Origin of the sequence: Mycobacterium sp. 852013-50091_SCH5140682 (assembly GCF_001665685.1) — a bacterium.
Lineage (GTDB): Bacteria > Actinomycetota > Actinomycetes > Mycobacteriales > Mycobacteriaceae > Mycobacterium.
In genome coordinates this window covers 1-17,922 of the sequence record NZ_LZTB01000111.1, presented here as the reverse complement: position 1 = coordinate 17,922, position 17,922 = coordinate 1, and the positions used below count along the sequence as shown (strand labels likewise).

The 17,922-nt window shown below is 63.1% G+C and carries 16 protein-coding genes; 4 read left to right on the top strand and 12 right to left on the bottom strand.

Annotated elements, in window-relative coordinates; all coding sequences use genetic code 11:
• The 5 genes from A5784_RS28510 to A5784_RS28490 form a co-directional block, all read right to left on the bottom strand.
• Window positions 1-374, bottom strand: a 374-nt coding sequence (locus A5784_RS28510; protein WP_197514905.1) for an MspA family porin, incomplete at its 3' end; no start/stop codon positions are given.
• Between the two features lie 375 nt (window positions 375-749).
• The gene (locus A5784_RS28505) at window positions 750-1,730 is read right to left on the bottom strand and encodes an ABC transporter permease (RefSeq protein WP_064948228.1); all 981 of its coding nucleotides are present in this window, start codon (window positions 1,728-1,730) and stop codon (window positions 750-752) included.
• Window positions 1,731-1,779: 49 nt separating this feature from the next.
• A complete protein-coding gene (locus A5784_RS28500) occupies window positions 1,780-3,264 on the bottom strand; it encodes a sugar ABC transporter ATP-binding protein (protein ID WP_232006277.1) in 1,485 nt (494 codons plus the stop codon).
• Between the two features lie 38 nt (window positions 3,265-3,302).
• Window positions 3,303-4,307, bottom strand: a complete 1,005-nt coding sequence (locus A5784_RS28495; protein WP_286159443.1) for a substrate-binding domain-containing protein — start codon at window positions 4,305-4,307, stop codon at window positions 3,303-3,305.
• A gap of 399 nt (window positions 4,308-4,706) precedes the next feature.
• Window positions 4,707-6,137, bottom strand: coding sequence for an aldehyde dehydrogenase family protein (locus A5784_RS28490; protein WP_064948224.1), 1,431 nt, complete (start codon window positions 6,135-6,137; stop codon window positions 4,707-4,709).
• Window positions 6,138-6,297: 160 nt separating this feature from the next.
• Here A5784_RS28490 and A5784_RS28485 point away from each other — a divergent pair, with 160 nt between their 5' ends.
• Window positions 6,298-7,542 (top strand): ROK family transcriptional regulator, encoded by a 1,245-nt coding sequence (locus A5784_RS28485; protein WP_064948223.1) that lies wholly within the window; start codon window positions 6,298-6,300, stop codon window positions 7,540-7,542.
• A 130-nt stretch (window positions 7,543-7,672) separates the two neighbouring features.
• Here A5784_RS28485 and A5784_RS28480 read toward each other — a convergent pair whose 3' ends face one another.
• From A5784_RS28480 to A5784_RS28460, 5 genes are read right to left on the bottom strand one after another with little or no spacing between them, the layout of a single operon-like run.
• A complete protein-coding gene (locus A5784_RS28480; RefSeq protein WP_064948222.1) occupies window positions 7,673-8,485 on the bottom strand; it encodes a mycofactocin-coupled SDR family oxidoreductase in 813 nt (270 codons plus the stop codon).
• A 17-nt stretch (window positions 8,486-8,502) separates the two neighbouring features.
• Window positions 8,503-9,531 carry a Gfo/Idh/MocA family protein gene (locus A5784_RS28475; RefSeq protein ID WP_064948221.1) on the bottom strand — a complete coding sequence of 343 codons (1,029 nt, stop codon included), beginning with the start codon at window positions 9,529-9,531 and terminating at the stop codon, window positions 8,503-8,505.
• A 6-nt stretch (window positions 9,532-9,537) separates the two neighbouring features.
• Window positions 9,538-10,809, bottom strand: a complete 1,272-nt coding sequence (locus A5784_RS28470; protein WP_064948220.1) for a Tm-1-like ATP-binding domain-containing protein — start codon at window positions 10,807-10,809, stop codon at window positions 9,538-9,540.
• On the bottom strand, window positions 10,809-11,618 hold the full coding sequence (locus A5784_RS28465) for an SDR family NAD(P)-dependent oxidoreductase (RefSeq protein WP_064948219.1): 810 nt from the start codon (window positions 11,616-11,618) through the stop codon (window positions 10,809-10,811). Before A5784_RS28465 ends, A5784_RS28470 begins: the two co-directional genes overlap by 1 nt.
• Before the next feature lie 28 nt (window positions 11,619-11,646).
• Entirely contained in the window at window positions 11,647-12,483 is an 837-nt protein-coding gene (locus A5784_RS28460; RefSeq protein WP_082945131.1) for a phosphoenolpyruvate hydrolase family protein, read from the bottom strand.
• A gap of 288 nt (window positions 12,484-12,771) precedes the next feature.
• On the opposite strand from A5784_RS28460, the gene A5784_RS28455 reads away from it, so the two are divergent.
• Window positions 12,772-14,085, top strand: a complete 1,314-nt coding sequence (locus tag A5784_RS28455; protein ID WP_232006275.1) for an MFS transporter — start codon at window positions 12,772-12,774, stop codon at window positions 14,083-14,085.
• A gap of 389 nt (window positions 14,086-14,474) precedes the next feature.
• On the opposite strand, the gene A5784_RS38545 is transcribed toward A5784_RS28455, so the two are convergent.
• On the bottom strand, window positions 14,475-14,756 hold the full coding sequence (locus A5784_RS38545) for a hypothetical protein (RefSeq protein WP_064948216.1): 282 nt from the start codon (window positions 14,754-14,756) through the stop codon (window positions 14,475-14,477).
• A gap of 544 nt (window positions 14,757-15,300) precedes the next feature.
• On the opposite strand from A5784_RS38545, the gene A5784_RS28445 reads away from it, so the two are divergent.
• Window positions 15,301-17,241, top strand: coding sequence for a G1 family glutamic endopeptidase (locus A5784_RS28445; protein ID WP_064948215.1), 1,941 nt, complete (start codon window positions 15,301-15,303; stop codon window positions 17,239-17,241).
• Here the strand turns inward: A5784_RS28445 and A5784_RS28440 are convergent.
• Complete coding sequence (locus tag A5784_RS28440) at window positions 17,238-17,468, bottom strand: hypothetical protein (protein WP_156750833.1); 231 nt, start codon at window positions 17,466-17,468, stop codon at window positions 17,238-17,240. The genes A5784_RS28445 and A5784_RS28440 overlap by 4 nt on opposite strands.
• A 182-nt stretch (window positions 17,469-17,650) precedes the next feature.
• Between A5784_RS28440 and A5784_RS39375 the strand changes: the two genes are divergently transcribed.
• Window positions 17,651-17,922: hypothetical protein (locus A5784_RS39375; protein ID WP_232006274.1), on the top strand; the 272-nt coding region annotated here is incomplete at its 3' end.

Genomic DNA, 17,922 nt, shown 5'->3' with positions numbered 1-17,922 from the left:
TCGAGCAGGATGTTCGGCGTGGTGTAGCTGAAGTTGATGCCCACACCGAGTGACCAGGGGAAGCCGATCTGGTAGCCCAGCTCCAGGGTGCCGGCGAAGTCGGCGGCGCCGGGGCCTTCGACGTGGTACTTGGCCCGGCCGGAGTGGAACCACTCACGGGTCAGCCGGTTGCGGTCCAGCGGGAACACACCGTTGAGGAAGGTGTCCCACTGCGCAACGGTCAAGGTCCGATCCTGACCGTCAACCAGGCTCAGCTCGTTGTCCAGACCCGCGTGTGAGGTGCCCGCGCTGACGAAGAGGCCGGCGAGGATCCCGGCCATCGCGGTCACGATCGCAACCAGCACCCGACTCGCGGTCCTTGCGATGTCTTTCATGTGATGTCCTTTATCTTCTAGTGAGTTCTGTTCGCCGAGTGTGTTGTTCTGAAGGTTCAAGTTGATCGATCTTGTTGCGCACCAAGGGTGGTGGTCGTTGCGGCGGCTCCTTGCTGCGTCGTCATAGACTGTCGGTCTGTTCCACTGGGCGCACCGGGCGTGGTTCACCGTCGAACACGCTCTACAGCTCGGACGGTTCGACCGAGCTCTCGCGGTGTGCTGTTACGGCACAGCCGCTCTGCGCTCGATCGCGGCCATTTGGATGCTGCTGACGGTGCAAACTGCGCCGAACGTCAAGCCACTGCGGGATTTTCGCGAAAAACCCGCAGTGCCTTCAGATTCGGGGACGATACGTCCTGGTGAGCGGCTGGTGGATCACCGCGTCTTCGCCAGCATCACTGCGAGAATGATGATGACACCCTGAATGATCGCCTGTTGACTGATGTCCAGGCCCGCGAGGACCAGGCCATTGTTGAGCAGCCCGATGAAGATCGCTCCGAACACCGACCCGAGTACTCGCCCATACCCACCGAAAAGGCTGGTGCCACCGAGCACGACCGCGGCGATGACCGACAGTTCGTCACCCGTTCCCCATTGATACCGGCCGGATTGCAGTCGGCCGGCGTAGAGCATGCCCGCGATGCCGGCGACCACACCGGAAACGAGCAGCACGGTGAAAATGATTCGTCTGGTGCGCACTCCGCTGAATCGGGCAGCAATTTCGTTGCCACCCGTGGCAAGTACCTGACGGCCGAATTTGGTCTTGTTCATCACAACGACGCCGACAACGACCGACGCCCCAGCCCAAATCAACAGTGAGGGTATCGGCCCGAGATCACCGGATCCGAACACGTCGGTGAACGTCTTGTCGAGAATCGGTTTCGGCTGAAACCCTGACATCCATTGGGCGACACCGACAGCGACGCCCATCATGGCGAGAGTTACCAGAAACGAGGGTAACCGCAACACAGCAACCAGGCTTCCGTTGATGGCTCCTACCAGGGCGCCCGCGGCCAGGCCACTGAGCACACCCAGGAGCCAGCTGTCCGACGACGAAATCGTCATCGCGGTCACCACACTCGAGAGCCCTGCGGTAGCACCGATGGACAGATCGATCTGCGCTGCGGCGATCACGAATGTGCCTGCGACAGCCATTATCGCGATAATCGCCGTTTGCCTGACGATATTCAGCAGGTTGTCGGGCTGTAGAAACCCATCGCTACGGAGCAGTAGCGCGAAAAGGGCGAACACGACGGCGAAGCCGATGTAGATGGCGAAGTCGCGCCAGTCCAGGTTACTCAGCCAAGACCGACGGCCGGTGCGCTTCTCGGCTCGCTCACCCACGGATCCAGCCAACGACGAATTCTGCTTGCTTTCTTGCTGTGTCAGTGGTGTTGACATGGGTTCACGCTCCTTGGATTGCCAATTGCAGGGACTCCTCGTTTGCGATATCGATCCTGTTGAGGGCGGTCTCGATACGGCCGTGACGCATGACGAGGACACGGTCGGCCACGGCGAGAAGTTCTTCGAGCTCTGACGAAATCAACACGATCGCGGTTCCGCTGTCAGCGATGTCCAGCACCAACTGCATGATGTCCACCTTGGACGCAATATCCACACCGGCGGTGGGCTCATCGAGAATCAACACTTCCGGCGTGATTCCGACCTCGGCGAGCGCCAGCCACTTCGCCAAGACCACCTTTTGCTGGTTACCGCCCGAGAGCCGGGATACGGGCTCGTTGAGTGCACTTGCGCGGATGTTCAGCCGCTTCGCGAGTCCATTGCACAATTGCCGGCCCCGGCCGTCATCAAGGAAGGGCCGTCGAACAAGGTGAGACAAACTCGGCAGCAACATGTTGGTCCGCACGGTGTGCTCGGCAACCAGACCCTCACATTTTCGGTCCTCCGGCACGAGCATGATTCCGGCATCGATCGCATCTTGCGGATGGTGGGCGGCGACCTCGCGATCGCGTACTCGCACCGTTCCGGACCTGTGCGGATCGATACCGAACAGGCAACGTGCGAGTTCTGTTCTGCCGCTACCGATCAAACCGGCCAGGCCGACCACCTCACCCTCGGCGACGGTAAAGCTGATATCGGCGAGCTTGTCGGTGCTCACACTGTCGACCGACAGCACGGTGGCAGCCGTGCTGTCAGGATGCGCGGTGCGATGAAATCCGTACAGGATCTCGCGGCCGACAATCGTTTCGGCGATACGGTCTGGCGAGACCGCAGCAACCCGATCGGTGAGCACCCGCCGGCCGTCGCGAAGCACCGTAAGACGATCGGCGACTCTGGCGATCTCGGCCATCCGATGACTGATGTAGATGATCGAGATGCCCTGCTGCTTAAGTCGGTCGATGAGTTCGAACAGCGCGTCAACCTCCGAATAGGGCAGGCTTGCGGTGGGTTCGTCCATCACCAACACGCTGGCATCCGAACTCAACGCCTTGGCGATTTCGGTGACCTGCCAATACCCCACCGGCAGGTCAGCAACCCTTCTGCGCGGGTCGAGATCGGCGCCCATCTGGTCAAGGAGGGTGCGAGCGCGCCGGTTCATCTCGTCGTCGTCGACGAGCCCGAACCGACGTGGTTCACGCCCGAGGAAGATGTTGTCGGCGACAGACAGGCTGGGGATGAGACTGAACTCCTGGAAAACCATGCCGATTCCGGCCCTGGTCGCATCCCCGGGTGAGTTGATTTCAACAGGTGCGCCGTCGACGCTGATGTCCCCCGCGTCCGGACGATGAACTCCCTGCAGGATTTTCATCAGCGTCGACTTTCCTGCCCCGTTTCCTCCGAGGAGCGCATGCACCTCGCCGCGTTCGAGGTCGAAATCCACACCGCGCAGAACCTCGTTGGTTCCAAACGATTTGCGGATTCCCCGCATGTGGACAGCGCTGGCCATACCGGTCGTCGTCTCGTCCATCAGTACGCACCCAGCGCTTTCTGCACATCCACCGGTGGCTCTGTGCGGTACACCGTTCTCCACGCATCGGTCAGGTTGTGCCGATCCACCGGCAGTGCCGGAACCTCGACGAACGGCGGTGCGACCTTGCCGATCAGGGCATACCCGGCCAACCGCGCTTCGACGATGCCCTGGAGGTACGGCTGAGCGGCGGCGATGCCGGAAACAAAGGCTCCGCGCGCCATGTCGATGGCAACGTTGTTCCCGAGGTCGATACTGGTCACCGCAAGTCGATCCCGGCCCGAAGACCGCGCGGCGTCGATCGCGCCCTCGCACGGTGCATCGAACCAGCACCACACTCCGCCGAGATCCGGATGCTTGGTGAGCCAGGCGTTGACTGCCAACCCCGCCTCGACATTCCAGTTCGGGCCCAGCAGACCCTTTCTTCCGACGATGTCGATGTCCGGATAGTCACGCTCGATCGTCTCGACGAATCCGCGCTCCCGTAACTCGTTGGTCGGCACCCGCGCAGCATGGAAAAGTACGCCCACGCTGCCTCGACCGCACAACGCCTTTGCCATCTGGTGTGCGTTCACGACGCCGGCACCGTAGTTGTCTGTGGCGACAACCGACACGTAGTCGCTGCCAGGCCGGAAGTTCGTCGCCGGATTTTCCATGAACACGAGCTTGATCCCCGAAGAAACGGCCTTTTGGTATGCCGGCGCCAAGGCCGCCGGGTCCAGCGAAGGGATCGAGACGATGACGTCCGGCCTTGCGGCGACTGCGGTTTCGATATCGGAGAACTGTTTGGCCGGGTCGGCCTGCGCATCGCTCTGCGCGACGACCGAGATGCCGAGACGGTCGAACTCAGATTTCAAACCGCCGACTTGTGCTGTACTCCAACTGTCACCAGAGAAGTGCAGGACAATCGCTGCCGTGGCGTTACGCCCACGTACGCTTGCGATCTCGTGGTCAGACAGCTGTATCGAATCGGCAGATTCTGGCGACTCACCGTGCGGTCCCATCCCGATCACTCCGTGTGCGGTCACCGCGGCGATCGCGTCGTCATATGGCGCCGGGTCGCACTGCGACCCGACTGCAGCGGTCGGCGGTGAACTGCACGCCACGCCAACGGTCAGCGCCGCGAGCGCTAGCGCGCACGATTCACGAACTCGAGACAGGCGGCGTCGGCGACGACCAGCGGGCAGGGCATGGAACGGCATAGGTCACCTCGCTAGGTGGAGATTCAGATTCGATAGATTTACGTCGTAATTCGACGTAATAACGATGATCTTCAATCTAAATATGACGGACGCCCACGTCAACCGTCAAATGCGAACCACGTCACACCGACCCGGCGGTTGCAGATATGCGTCAGGCCGCAGCGACACGAAGTCGCTGCGGCCTGACAGCCAAAACAGCGTTTACAAGGTGATGCACTTCATCTGCGTCAACGACAGCAAGCCCTCCGGCCCCCCTTCGCGGCCGAATCCGGACTGCTTGACCCCGCCGAACGGCGCTGCCAGGCAGGGGAATGTCGCATTGACGACGAACACGCCAGACTGCACGCGGCGCGCCACTTCCAGCCCGGTCTCGGGGCTGGAAGTGAACACCGACCCGGACAGCCCGTAGCGAGAGTCATTGGCGATATCGATTGCCTCGTCGATCGTGTCGAACGGGATCACGCAGTACACAGGTCCGAAGATCTCCTGCTGAGCGACCTCCATGCCGCGAGTTACGCCGGTCAGCAAGGTCGGTTCGAGGAAGTATCCATCGAAACCCGCGGGTCGCCGGCCCCCATAAGCGATCGTTGCGCCTTCGGCAACCGCCCGACGGATGTAGCCCTCCGCACGCTCAAGGAATCGCGGCGCGGCCAACGGGCCCCAGTTGGTCTCCGGATCGGCCGGATCGCCGACCTTCAGCGCCTTGAGACCAGCGACGAGGCCGGCGACAACTTGGTCATAGATTTCTCGCGCTACGACGAGCCGAGTCATGGTCAAACAGATCTGGCCGCTGTAGAGAGCCATCGCGTCGACCAGCGCAGGGACCGCCACGTCCAGATCGGCGTCGGCGGCCACGATCGCAGCCGATTTCCCGCCAAGCTCGAGCACCACGTTGGCCACCCGGTCAGCACAGGCGTGCATGACCGCCCTACCCACCTCCGTGCCACCGGTGAAGTGCACTGCCGCAACGTCGTCGTGCTCCACCAGATACTGGCTGACATCAGCATCGCCCGCCACGATGCTCAACACACCCGGGGGGAATTCGGCCTCAGCCGCCGCGGCGCCGAACAGATAGCCCAGCATGCGGCTCTCGGGAGCCAGCTTGATGACCACCGTGTTGCCGGCCAGCAATGCGGGAATCATCGCCAGGGCGAACTGCATGTGAGGACCGTTGAATGCGACGACACCCACCACCGGACCGACCGGCTCGTGACGTACCTCGACCTTGCCCATCGGGGTCTCGCGAACCTCGACCCATGGGGCGGCGAGTGCCTCGTCGAGGGCCCGGTGCCAGAACACTGACGCATCCGTGGTGAGAGCCAGACCGTTGCTGTGCGGCATACCGGCTTCCAATGCCCAAGCCGCGACGATGTCATCGATCCTCTTGTCGAGGCCTGCACAGAACCTGCCGACCACCTCGTGCCGCTGTTCCAGGGTCAGGTCACGCCAGGGCCCGAACGCCGCAACCGCACCCTCGACGGCATCTCGCGCATCCTCGACGGATGGACGCGGCAGCTGGGCAACGGTCTTGCCGGTGAACGGCGAAACCACATCGGCCAGTTCGGTTCCGTGCGGTTGCACCCATCGGCTCCCGATGAACAGTTCGCGTCCGTGCGGAATTTGGATATCCATTGCACTCCTTTAGTGGTGGCTTACTCGGCGGTGACCGCCTGATATGCACGCCCAATACCGCGCGCATCCGCAACTATATGTTGATTATCGACGTATATCGAGGCTCTTGTTGCAGCTACGGTAAGCAACAGAGACCCTTCCCGCCGTATACCATCGCGCCATGACCTCTTCGCACGACGCGGTCGGGGACCGCAATCTTGCGCAGGATGAAAGCCGTCCGAAGCGGGTGCTCGGTCGCACAGCACGCGCCGGCGAGATCCTCGAACTGGTGCGCTCGGGTGAGGCCGGGACAGTGACGCAATTGGCCAAATCCCTCGGCGTGGCCCGGTCCACCATCAATGAGCGCATCGACCTGCTTCAGCGAATCGGGCTGCTGTCCACCGCCGGTGAGGCTACATTCGGCCGGGGGCGGCCCGCCAACATACTCGCGTTCAACGCGAAAGCCGGTGTGACGCTTGCAGCGTTGGTCGGCATGAGCGGAACTCTGCTGGCCATCACAGACCTCGAGGCAGAGGTGCTGTGGCGCACGCAGGTGCAGTTCGACATATCCCGCGGACCCGAGGCCTTCGTCGAGCTCGCATGCACCGAGTTCCTTGCGGCACTGACCGACCTAGATCTCCCCCCATCCGATGTCTACGGTGTGGGCATCGGAGTGCCCGGCGATGTCGAAATCTCGACAGCACCGCCTGTCAGCTCGGATCTGCCCTCCAAGAGGTGGACGAATTTCCCTCTGGCCGAACGCGTGTCGCAACGTCTGAATGCGCCGACGTTCGTCGATCGCGATGTGAATCTGATGGCACTCGGCGAACACCGTACCGGCTGGCGCGATGCCGACGTGCTGGTGTCACTCAAGGTTGGCACGGTGGTCGCCTGCGGCTTGGTGATCGGCGACAGCGTGGTGCGAGGCTCGTCATTGATGGTGGGCGAGATCGGCCATACCAAGCTCGCGGGAGTTGATCGTGCCTGCCTGTGCGGGAGCCGCGGTTGTCTCAATACCGTGGCAGGCGGGCCTGCAGTAGCCGAAGAGATTGCGGCGCAAGGCTATGAGGCGCACACAGCACGAGATGTCGCTGAGCTGGCCAACGCCGGAGTGGTCCCCGCTGGAGTGGCCGTGCGCGAAGCCGGCCGACGCGTCGGCGAGGTCATGGCAACGGTGGTCAACCTGCTAAACCCGGACGTCATCACAGTCTGGGGCTACCTCGTCGACGCCGGCGACCAATTTCTCGTTGGCATGCAGGAATCCATCTACAAGTTCGCGCTGCCCACCTCAGCGCGTGCAGTCACGATCGCCCGTGCCCGACTCGGTGACGACGCCGGCCTGCGCGGCGCCGCCCTCACCGTCATCGAGCACACGTTGTCGGCAGATGCTGTCGACAGTCTCGTGGCGACCGCACAGACCGGCTGACCGCTGAACCCGCCTAGGAGACGGCAGGTTCAGCGTGTTCGGTGTCGGCCGGTGTCGCCTCATCAAGCTGAATCCGCATGAGCGCATCGAGCACCGTATGCGCGACGAACTCGTGCCGGCAGATGCCGCACTACTTTCCGGCGAAGCCCGCGTCGACAGGCAATGCCACGCCGGTGACGTAGCGCCCTTCGTCGGACGCCAGCCAGACGATGGCATTGCTGATGTCTTCTGGTTCAAGAAGATCAACCGGCAGCGCGTTTGAGATGTTCGAATCCCATTCGGGGTGTGCGGCCAGAAAACCGCGAATATGGTCATTGTCGAGCAGTTTCGTGCGGACGCCCGTCGGGTGGATCGTATTCACCCGAATCGAGTGCTCGGCAAGCTCATTCGCCAGCGTGCGCATCAGCCCGACGACACCGTGCTTGGCGGTGACATAGTGCCCGAGGTTCACCATGCCTTTGGTGCCGGCCGACGAACTGGTGATCGCGATACACCCACCGTTACCCGCGGCGATCATCGCAGGGATCGCCGCTGACACCGTCTTCCAGACACCGGTCAGGTTCACGCCCAGCATGTCGTTCCACTGCGCCTCGGTTATCGACCACGTGTTTGGCACGTAGCAGGTGAACGCCGCGTTCGCGCAGATGATGTCCAGCCGTCCGAACTCTTCGACAGCGTTCTGGACGAGAGCCGCGATCGCCGCTCCGTCGCGGACATCGGCTTCGGCCGCGATCATCCGCCGACCCAGCCCCTCCACGAGTCGCCGGGTCTCCTTGAGATCGTCGGTTGTCGCCAACGGGTAGGGTGCGGTTGCGACCTGCCCGCAGATGTCGAAGCCGACGATGTCAGCTCCTTCTTCGGCGAATCGCACGGCGTGCGAACGGCCCTGCCCGCGCGCTGCGCCCGAGATCAGGGCTACCTTGCCCTCAAGCCGACCAGCCATATGTATTCCCTTCGTTTTCAGATGTCACTTGTTGACGCTGAAGTGCCGAGGTCCAACTCGACGGGTACTCCACTGGACTGAGAGGCGTGAACGGCCTGCATGACCGCCACGACTGTGCGCGCCTCGGCCAATCCTGACTGCGGTGTGCGCTGCTCCCGGACGGCTGTCACGAACTCGATGAACTGCTGTTCGAATGCGCTGTCGCCGTTGATGTACGGCACGACCTGTTCACTGACGACGAGATCTTCGCCCACCCAGAGGTTTCGGTCGTCCGTCAACCGCATGCTGCCGTTCGGACCGTTGATGAACCGGTCGTTGACGGGAATCCGGGTGTTCAGTGACAGGTATCCAGTACCGAGGCTGCCGTCTGCGAATTCGACCAGCAGGACGGCCTCGTCCTCACCCTCCCAGCGGTCACGCAATCGGCGGGTTTGCGCATACACGCGTACCGGCTGGGAGCCGACGAGCCAGACCATGGAATCGATGACATGGGGTCCGTTGAGGCCCACCGCGAGACCGCCGGCCTGCGCTGCCGATTTCCACCAGCCGACAGCGGCATCCTCGACGTAGACACCGAGGTTGTGCACCACACTCACCGGTCCGCCCAGACCGGCCATGCGCTGCTTGGCTTCTTGGGCACCGGCGAAGAAACGTCGACATTGTCCGACCATCACGGTCTTACCCGAAGCGGCTGCCGCAGCGGCTATCTCATCGACTTCAGACACCGTGTTGGCTAGCGGCTTTTCAACGAGAACATGTTTGCCGCTATCGAGGATGGCCACCGCAAGATCCCTGTGAAGATGGTTGGGAACAGTCAGCACGATGCCGTCGATATCGTCGGCCGGCAGAATCTCGTCAAGATCGTGCACCGCCCGTTGCGCGCCGTATCGCAACGCCAGTTCTTCGGTGCGCTCTCGCTCCAAGGCCAGACCGGCGACCGCAACGAGCTGCGCCTCACCCTTGGCCGCAGCGATGGCTTCTAGATGCGCCGTCGCGATCCGGCCGGGGCCGACGAGTGCAACACGCATTACGTTGTTGTCAGACATGAACTCTCAATCCTTCGCCGGTACCGAGGACATAGCCGGGAGCAGGTCCAGCAGTCTGCGCGCGGCCATCTTGGCAAACGTTCGGTCGTTGATGTGCTGGGCGGTTTCGATTACCCGCACAGAAGTATTGGTCAGCTCCGCTGTCACGGCGTCCTGGAGCACGCGTCGCGCCACCGGATCGTCGAACGGCTGGCCGGCGGCGTCGAGTGCCGAGGTCCCAGCGGACGGGATGAGCACCGTGCACGGCCCGGCACAATTACGGAGCTGAGCACCGATCGCCCGCCCGATCCGGCGAGCTTCCTCGACGTTGACGCGCATAAGTGTGTTCTCGGCGTTGTGCTGATAGAAGTTTCTGCCCGTGAACCGATCCGGAATCGTCTCCAGCGGACCGAAGTTCACCATGTCGGTGGCGCCGAGCGATACCACCTGAGGTACACCCGAACGGGCCGCGGCACCCAGCCGCTGCGGCCCTGCCGTCAGAATGCCGCCGACTACTTCGTCGGCCCACTCTGTGGTGGTCAGATCCAGCACTCCGTCAACATGGCCGTCTGCAATCAGTCGCTCCATGGTCCGGCCACCCGCGCCGGTCGCGTGGAAAACCAGCACCTCGCATCCGGCGTCCTCCAGGACGGCCTTCGCCTGCGTCACACACTCCGTGGTGACGCCGAACATTGATGCCGCGATCAACGGGCGGTCGGGCACAGTGTCGTCGTCGACCGCTGGTTCCGCGGCGCCCAAAACCATGCCAACGAACGCGTCGGCAGCGCGCCGATAAGTGATCGCGCTGATTCGGTTGACGCCCGCGAAATCCACGATCGACGGGTACATCACGATGTCCGACGTGCCGACGTAGGAAGCTGTGTTCCCGGCCGCGACCGTTGACAGAATTGCCTTCGGTAACCCTAGGGGCAGGTCACGCATCGCGATAGCTCCGATTGTCGTTCCCGCGCCGCCGCCGATCGCGAAAACTCCACCGAGCAACCCGGTTTGAGCCAGATCGGCGACTACCGAACGTGCGCCATCTGCCATGCTGGCAACTGCCGTGGCCCGGTCGTGTCGGGCACCGAGTTCGGCGATGGTGGTACCCGCCGAGACCGCGACGGTCTCTCGCGAGATATCGGCCTCAAGGTGAGGTGTGCCCAGCACACCGATGTCGATGAGAACGGTCTGGAGTCCATGCCGGCGAAGGCAACGCAGGATGAAATCAGCGTCCTCGCCCTTGGTGTCAAGGGCACACAGCACGGCGACCGTGTGTGGTATTGAGGGTGCGGCAGCCATCAGACGGTCAGAATTCCACCGTTGACATCAATGGTGGCTCCCGTGACGAACCGGGACAGATCTGACAACAGAAACAACGTGACCGCAGCGACGTCCTGCTCATACACGTTGCGGCCCAACGGTGTCTGGGCAGCGAGATCAGCCAAGTCCTGCTCGCGGTGCAGTTCGGTGAGCAGATCGGTCATCCGCGTGCCGACGATTCCGCCAGGACATATCGAGTTCGCGCGGACGTTCTGCCCACCGAACTCCTTTGCGAGATGACGTGTAAGCCCGAGAATGCCTGCCTTGGCGGCCGAGTAGTGGCACCCGAGAAACGGGCTCGAGGTCCGGCCCGCCAGCGACGAGATACTGACCAATGCTCCCCCGCCTGCCGCGATGATGTGGGGAAGGCTGGCCTGGTAGGTGATGAAGGCACCCTTGAGGTTCGAATCGACGATCAGGTCCCACTCGTCGGAACTGACCTCGAGTGTCGGCCGTTGTGCCCGATACGCGCCTGCTGAGTACACCACGTTGTGCAATGCGGAGAAGGTGTCGGCCGCGTGAGCCGCAACCCTACGTGCATCTGTGGAATCCGTCGCATCTCCGACGACTGCGGTGAATCGCGGCCCATAGCACTCGAATTCGGTCGCCACCGCCTCAATGCGCTCAATGCTGAGGTCCGAGACGGCCACCCTGACACCCATCTTGAGCAGGTTCTCGGCGATAGTTCGCCCGGTGCCCCTGGCGCCACCCACAACCAGGGTGACCGATTCGGAAAGGTTGTCTCCGATGATCTTCCAATCGAGACTTTCGTGCAGTGAACTGCTCATATCAGGTCCTCCTTGTGGTCGGGGCTGCTCAAGCGACTGCCGTCGCCTTGAAGGCGGCGGTCACGTCGATCAGGGCTTGTTCGACGGGAAGGCGCTCCATGCTCGACGCGCCCACGAAACCGACTGCCTTGGTGCGCTTCATGACGTATTCGGCATCCGCCGGCTCGGCGATGGGTCCCCCATGACACAGCACGATCGCGTCGTCGCGCACGCCGTGCGCAGACGCCGCAATGGCGTCAACCCGCTGGCAGGAGTCGTCCAGTGAGAACGCCCCGGCAGTGGACATCCCCACGCTGCCCCCGACAGTCAGACCCATGTGGGCGATCACGACGTCCGCTCCCGCCTCGGTCATCGCGGCAGCCTCCTCCGGGGTGAACACGTAGACGATCGTGAAAAGGCCGAGTTGGTGTGCGGTCCCGATCATCTCGACCTCCCTCTGGAAGCCCAACCCGGAGGCCTCCAATTCCTTCCGAATGCGGCCGTCGAAGAGGCCAACCGTAGGAAAGTTGTTGACACCGGAGAATCCAGCCGCCGCAACCGAGTTCAGCAGGCGACCCATGTCCCGGGTCGGATCGGTGCCGTTGACTCCCGCGACAACGGGCGTGTCGTTCACGACCGGCAGCACTTCCCGCTCGCCCATCTCCAGCACGATCGCGTTGGCGTCACCCAACGGAAGCAGCCCGCACATCGAGCTGTGCCCGGCCATCCGGAAGCGTCCCGAGTTGTACACGATGATGACGTCCGCACCGCCGCGCTCGATGAATTTGGCCGACAAGCCTGTGCCGGCGCCAGCACCCACGATCGGACGTTGCGCAGCCATCTGCTCCCGCAACCGATCAACGACTTGCTCTCGTGTGAACCCCACTCGGACCGCTCCTTCTGCGACTACTTGTGATCACGGTCACCCATGATTATGTCGAAATTGAACGTATATCTGTCGTCTAGAGATGTCAACCCTACTTGCGCGCGAGCGCCCAAGCTGGTCGACCACGCTCCCTGGGAGCCATTTACCTGCAGATATAGGCGACACGGGCCTCGGCATCGGATCCGGGACGAAAAACTCGCAGCATCCCTTGACACCACCTCGACTCGATATATACGTTGATTTTCGACATATTTAAGTGACCGCAGTCACATACCTAACGAGGCACACGTGGCACATCCAACTTCACCAGCGCAGGCCACCAGCCAGGAACGGCCCACCGGCCTTGTCCGGGTGGTAGCCGCGAGCAGCACCGGCATGGCGCTGGAGGCGTACGACTTCCTGTTGTACGGCTCGGCGGCCGCCCTGGTCTTCAACAAGCTGTTCTTCCCAACGGTGGATCCCCTTATCGGAACACTGCTGGCATTTCTCAGCTATGCCCTCGGATTCTTCGCGCGCCCACTGGGCGGACTCGTGTTCGGGCATTTCGGTGACCGAATCGGTCGTAAGCCGCTGCTGATCATCAGCCTGGTCATGATGGGCACTGCCACGTTCGCAATCGGCCTGTTGCCGACCTACGCGACCGTCGGCATCTGGGCTCCCTTCATGCTCAGCGGGTTGAGATTGATCCAAGGCTTCGCGTTGGGCGGTGAATGGGGCGGCGCGATGCTGTTGGTGGCCGAACGGGTGGCCGCTCACAAGCGCGGAGTGTGGACCAGCCTCCCGGAGGCAGGCATCCCGCTGGGCAACCTCATCGCAACGGCGGTACTTGCGGTACTCGCGGCCACTCTCGACGACGCCGCGTTTCTGGAATGGGGTTGGCGCATACCGTTTTTGCTGTCGGCGGTGCTGCTCGTTCTGGGCTACTGGATCCGCAGCACCGTGCAGGACGCACCGATCTTCGCCGAGGCACGCGAACATGCCGTCAACGAAGCACCGGTCAAGGTGGTCCTGCGGACCCGGCGCCGCGAGTTGACCCAGTGTGCGAGTGCACGACTCACGGAGAACGTGGCTTACTACATTCTGACGTCGTTCGTCATCGTCTACGCAGTAGAGAACAGCGGAGTCGACAAGACCGTGGTGCTCAACGCCCTCGTGGCCGCGAACGTCGTCCAGTTGTTCACGACACCGTTTTTCGGAGCCCTCTCTGACCGCGTCGGACGCCGGCCGGTCATCATCGCAGGCGCACTCGGAACTGCAGGCTGGATCTGGATCTTCTTCGCGCTCTTGGACACCCGCGACTCAGCCGCTGTTTGTGCCGCCATCATCGTCGGCCTGATCTTCCATTCCGCGCTCTACGGACCCCAGGCGGCGTACTTCGCCGAACAGTTCGAAACCAGCAGCCGCTACACCGGCATGTCGATCAGCGCCCAGGTCACCACCGTTGTCGGCGGCGCGATCGCGCCCCTCATCGCCACAGCGCTGCTCGCCACATTCGACTCGTCGGTGCCGATCGCGGTCTACATCGTCGCCGTCGCAGCGATCACAGTGGCGGGAGTGTGGTGGTCGCAGGAAACCTATCGGCGAGACCTGCGCGAACCATAAAGCGCGAGATTGTCCCCAGCGCAGGTACCCGCGAACTCGGGTACCTGCGCGTCTCAACGTCACGATGAGTGCGTCGGGTTTGCGACGTGTCTGCGTGACAGGCGTTGAGGACTGAACAGCCAACCAGCCCCAGCCACACCCACAGGGCACATCCAACGACCTCGCGACGAGACCCTGGGCCCGCCGGATCACGTTGAGGTCGCACGAACCATCACGATGGTCGTGAAGTTCCTCGACTTCCAGATCGCCGTGCATCAGCTTGACCCAGAAGGGTTTGGTCTTGTCGGTTCTGCTCATGGCGCACTCCGGTAGGTGGTGCACCTGGCTGACGGCCAGATGGCATCTCCTGGGAGTGGCGGGAGTTCATGGTCATCTCAATTTCGGGTTGGTCAGTCCCAGTAGGGACGGCGATATCGGATGCTCAGGTCGTCGTACTCGCGGCATTCACGCAGTGCGCGTTTCGCGTGGGAGCGTTCCGTTTGGCGCTCGTCGCGGTTCCATTCGGACTTGCCGGTGGTGGAGCACCAGTACTTGCGGGGCGGCTCGGTCTTGCACACGTCGCACTGCCGTTCAGTGCGTGATTCCCGATGACGGCGCCACCCGTTCGGGCACTCGTCGCGGTGATGTCGGCGCCAAAAGATACGGTCGTCGTCTCGATCTGTGTGGGCCATCGTGGCCCTCCTCTCCTAGGTATCTACCTAGGCATGTCGACCACCTCCCATTGCCGTTGAGTTGCAAAGCCTTCCAGCGTACAAAAGGACCGCCGCGCGTGGGAACCCCGATAATGTGCTGGATGAAGGGCTCGCCGTGGTCGAACACGTTTGAGGTGGCAGCCTGCCGACTATCTGTTCCGCTCGAGGGCTAATCCATGCGCAGTTCCTGCCCAGGTTCATGCTCGGCGAATACACACCGGAGTACTTCGAGCGACTGCCTGAGGAGCTGCGGCACGCCAAGCCGCCGGAAACCTCCCAATAGAGCATCCGCGCCCGTGTGCGCCAACGACTCGTAGGTCGCCTCGCCGAGCACACCGCATCGGTTTCCCGCCGACGAGTCGATCCCTCGATGTCGGTGAACAGGAACGTCACCACCCCCGAGGGCAGGTCGTCCGCAGACACGGGCCAAGAATGGCACACGAATGCCCGCGGCTACGTGGCAATCACCCTCACCGCGACTGATACTTGTTTCGTACTGACACCTGACCGGAGGGTGGCGGGTATGGCCGCGCGAGAAGTACCGAAGATCACCACATTTGGCGTTCCCCCGCAGAATTGGGTCCCCGGCGCCGCGTCCGATCAGGAGCTGATGCGGTACGGCTTTCCGAAACGTCCGGCAGACCCGCGGCAGCGTGAGCGCTACGACGAGCTGCTCGCCGGCCTGCACGGCATGAAGATCCTGACCGCCGAGGTTGAACTGCACCCAGAGGGCATCCCCGGCCGACGGACGACACTGACGTTCGCCGACAACGCTTCATGGTGCGGGGCGGTCGTATCCCCGGCAAAGGGCGATTCCTTCGACTGGGTGTTCGGCGAGTGGACCATTCCCCACGTCGGTGTACCGACCGACGATCAGAGCTACTACTTCGCGAGCTGGGTGGGTATCGGTGGGTTCCACCCCGACTCCGACCTGTGTCAGGCGGGGGTGGCCTCAGCGAGTTCGACCGGATCGGACGACAGCATCAACACCGGCCCCGGCGATCTGTACGCGTGGGTGGAATGGGTTCCCGCGCATTCGATCACGATCTCCAACTTCGTCATCAACGAAGGAGATGCGATCACGATCATCGTCACGCCCAACGGGGCGGCGTCGACTGCGGCGTCAGTGCTGTACGTCAACCGCACCCACTCCACGGTCACGGCGCTGTCGATCGGCAGACCCGGCGCGGGCACCTGGCGGGCCGACTCGGCGGAGTGGATCGTGGAGCGGCCCGAATCGGGACCATCGATCAACCCCAGCCTCACCCAACTGGCCGACTTCGGGACCGTGGTGTTCGATGTCGCCGACTCCGGAACCCACAACGGGCTGTCGATCGGCGCCGGAACGGGCGAGACACTCAACATGTTCGACGATCAGAGCCGCATCATCGCAAAGGCCTCGCTGCCCGGGCCGACGACGGTGCGATGCGATTACGTCAACCCGTGGGTGGGCTGGTCCCGAATTCGCTCGGGGGTTTTCACGGACCTGACCCCGGTGGGCGCCGCGGTCGACGACTCGGACATCGACCTGTATGCGGTCGGCCTGGACGGACCCGTCTGCACCAGCGGGTGGCGCGGCGGCCCGGACTGGTCGAACTGGGTCAGTGTCAGTCCCACGACCTTCCCTCAGCGGACGCCGATCACTGCGGTGGCGCGAGGTTCGGACCGCGATCTGTATGCGGTCCACGACGATTCGCGGGTGTACACGGCATGGTGGCGAGGCGGACCCGATTGGGGCGGCTGGGCGCCTCTCGGTCATCGCCAGTTCGCCCTGGGGACCCCGATCAGTGCGGTGGTGCGCGGCGGCGATATCGATCTGTATGCGGTCGCGACCGACGGGCGGGTGTACTCGGCTTGGTGGAGAGGCGGACCGAATTGGGGCGGCTGGTCGACGATCGGCCAGGGGGTGTTCGCTCCGTCGACACCGATCGCCGCGGTGCTGCGGGAGGACGAGATTCACCTGTTCGCGGTGGGAACGGACGGCGCCGTGTACTCCGCGTGGTGGGCCGACAGCGGTGGTTGGCGCGACTGGCAATCGATCGGCTCCGGGGTCTTTGCCCAGCTGTCTCCGATAGGAGCAGCGGTGCGCGGCAAGAACATCGACCTCTTCTGCGTCGGGATGGACGACGTGAACTCGGTCGTCTACTCAGCCCCGTGGCGTGAAGGTGCGGGTTGGCACGACTGGCAACCGATCGGGTCTGGCCTTTTCGCGCAACTGACCCCGATCAGCGCGGTCGCGCGCGGCACCAATCTGGATCTGTTCGGTGTCGGCACCGACGGTGGTCTCTACACGGCCTGGTGGCGGGCCGGCGCAGACGACTTGGAAGGCTGGGACGAGGTCGGCGGTGTCCAGTTCAGCCAGAGGAGCCACGTCGCCGCGGTCACGCACGACGACACCTATCTCGACCTGTACGCGGTCGATCCGAACGGCCACGTGCTGACCGCATGGCTGAACGTGCCCTAGACGCGTCTGGTCGAAGGGAACCGGCGGTGTAATCCGTCGATCAGTCGGTGCGTGTGGTAGAGCTCGTGACGTAGGTCTGCGGCCGCGCGGCGGTGGTGCGAGCTGACGCCGGCGTGCGCGCGAGCGAGTCGGCGTTCAGCTGCTTCGAGCTTCGATGAGGTGTCGTTCACCTGCTCCCACAGCGCGGCCAGCAGTACGCGGGCCTGGGCGGTGTTTGCGTCGTCCACGCTTCGCATCGTCGCATTGTTGCCTCGGTTCCGCGACTCGTGTGGAGTTGTTCTCAAGCCGGAGTCGGTGTCGCCAAATGTTTGCTGCAACAACAATTCCACGACTTTTTCGCTCGCGTTTGCCCCCAAGAGAGGGATGTCCATCCAGACCGGAGAAGAGTAGGCTCCAATACCGCGACCAGGTGCGAACAATCGCGGAAGACCTGGCCGGGGTCGGACTGGCTATGAACGAGGTGGCGCCACCCATGGAACTCAAGCGAATATTTGCCAAAGCCGCTATCGCCGGAGGGCTGGGCATCGCCGCCCTCGGACTGAGCACTGGTATCGGGCACGCCGCTCCCACGTCGCAGGACCTGTCGACAACTACGTTTGTGCAGGGCTGGGGGGTGTTTGCGTCGTCCACGCTTCGCATCGTCGCATTGTTGCCTCGGTTCAGCGACTCGTGTGGAGTTGT

Excerpts from the sequence above, each read along its gene's own strand:
- A5784_RS38545 (WP_064948216.1), bottom strand. The coding sequence starts at position 14,756 with ATGGCCCACACAGATCGAGACGACGACCGTATCTTTTGGCGCCGACAT.
- A5784_RS28465 (WP_064948219.1), bottom strand. The coding sequence starts at position 11,618 with ATGAGCAGTTCACTGCACGAAAGTCTCGATTGGAAGATCATCGGAGAC.
- A5784_RS28485 (WP_064948223.1), top strand. The coding sequence starts at position 6,298 with ATGACCTCTTCGCACGACGCGGTCGGGGACCGCAATCTTGCGCAGGAT.
- A5784_RS28445 (WP_064948215.1), top strand. The coding sequence starts at position 15,301 with ATGGCCGCGCGAGAAGTACCGAAGATCACCACATTTGGCGTTCCCCCG.
- A5784_RS28500 (WP_232006277.1), bottom strand. The coding sequence starts at position 3,264 with ATGCGGGGAATCCGCAAATCGTTTGGAACCAACGAGGTTCTGCGCGGT.
- A5784_RS28490 (WP_064948224.1), bottom strand. The coding sequence starts at position 6,137 with ATGGATATCCAAATTCCGCACGGACGCGAACTGTTCATCGGGAGCCGA.
- A5784_RS28475 (WP_064948221.1), bottom strand. The coding sequence starts at position 9,531 with ATGTCTGACAACAACGTAATGCGTGTTGCACTCGTCGGCCCCGGCCGG.
- A5784_RS28480 (WP_064948222.1), bottom strand. The coding sequence starts at position 8,485 with ATGGCTGGTCGGCTTGAGGGCAAGGTAGCCCTGATCTCGGGCGCAGCG.
- A5784_RS28495 (WP_286159443.1), bottom strand. The coding sequence starts at position 4,307 with ATGGGACCGCACGGTGAGTCGCCAGAATCTGCCGATTCGATACAGCTG.
- A5784_RS28470 (WP_064948220.1), bottom strand. The coding sequence starts at position 10,809 with ATGGCTGCCGCACCCTCAATACCACACACGGTCGCCGTGCTGTGTGCC.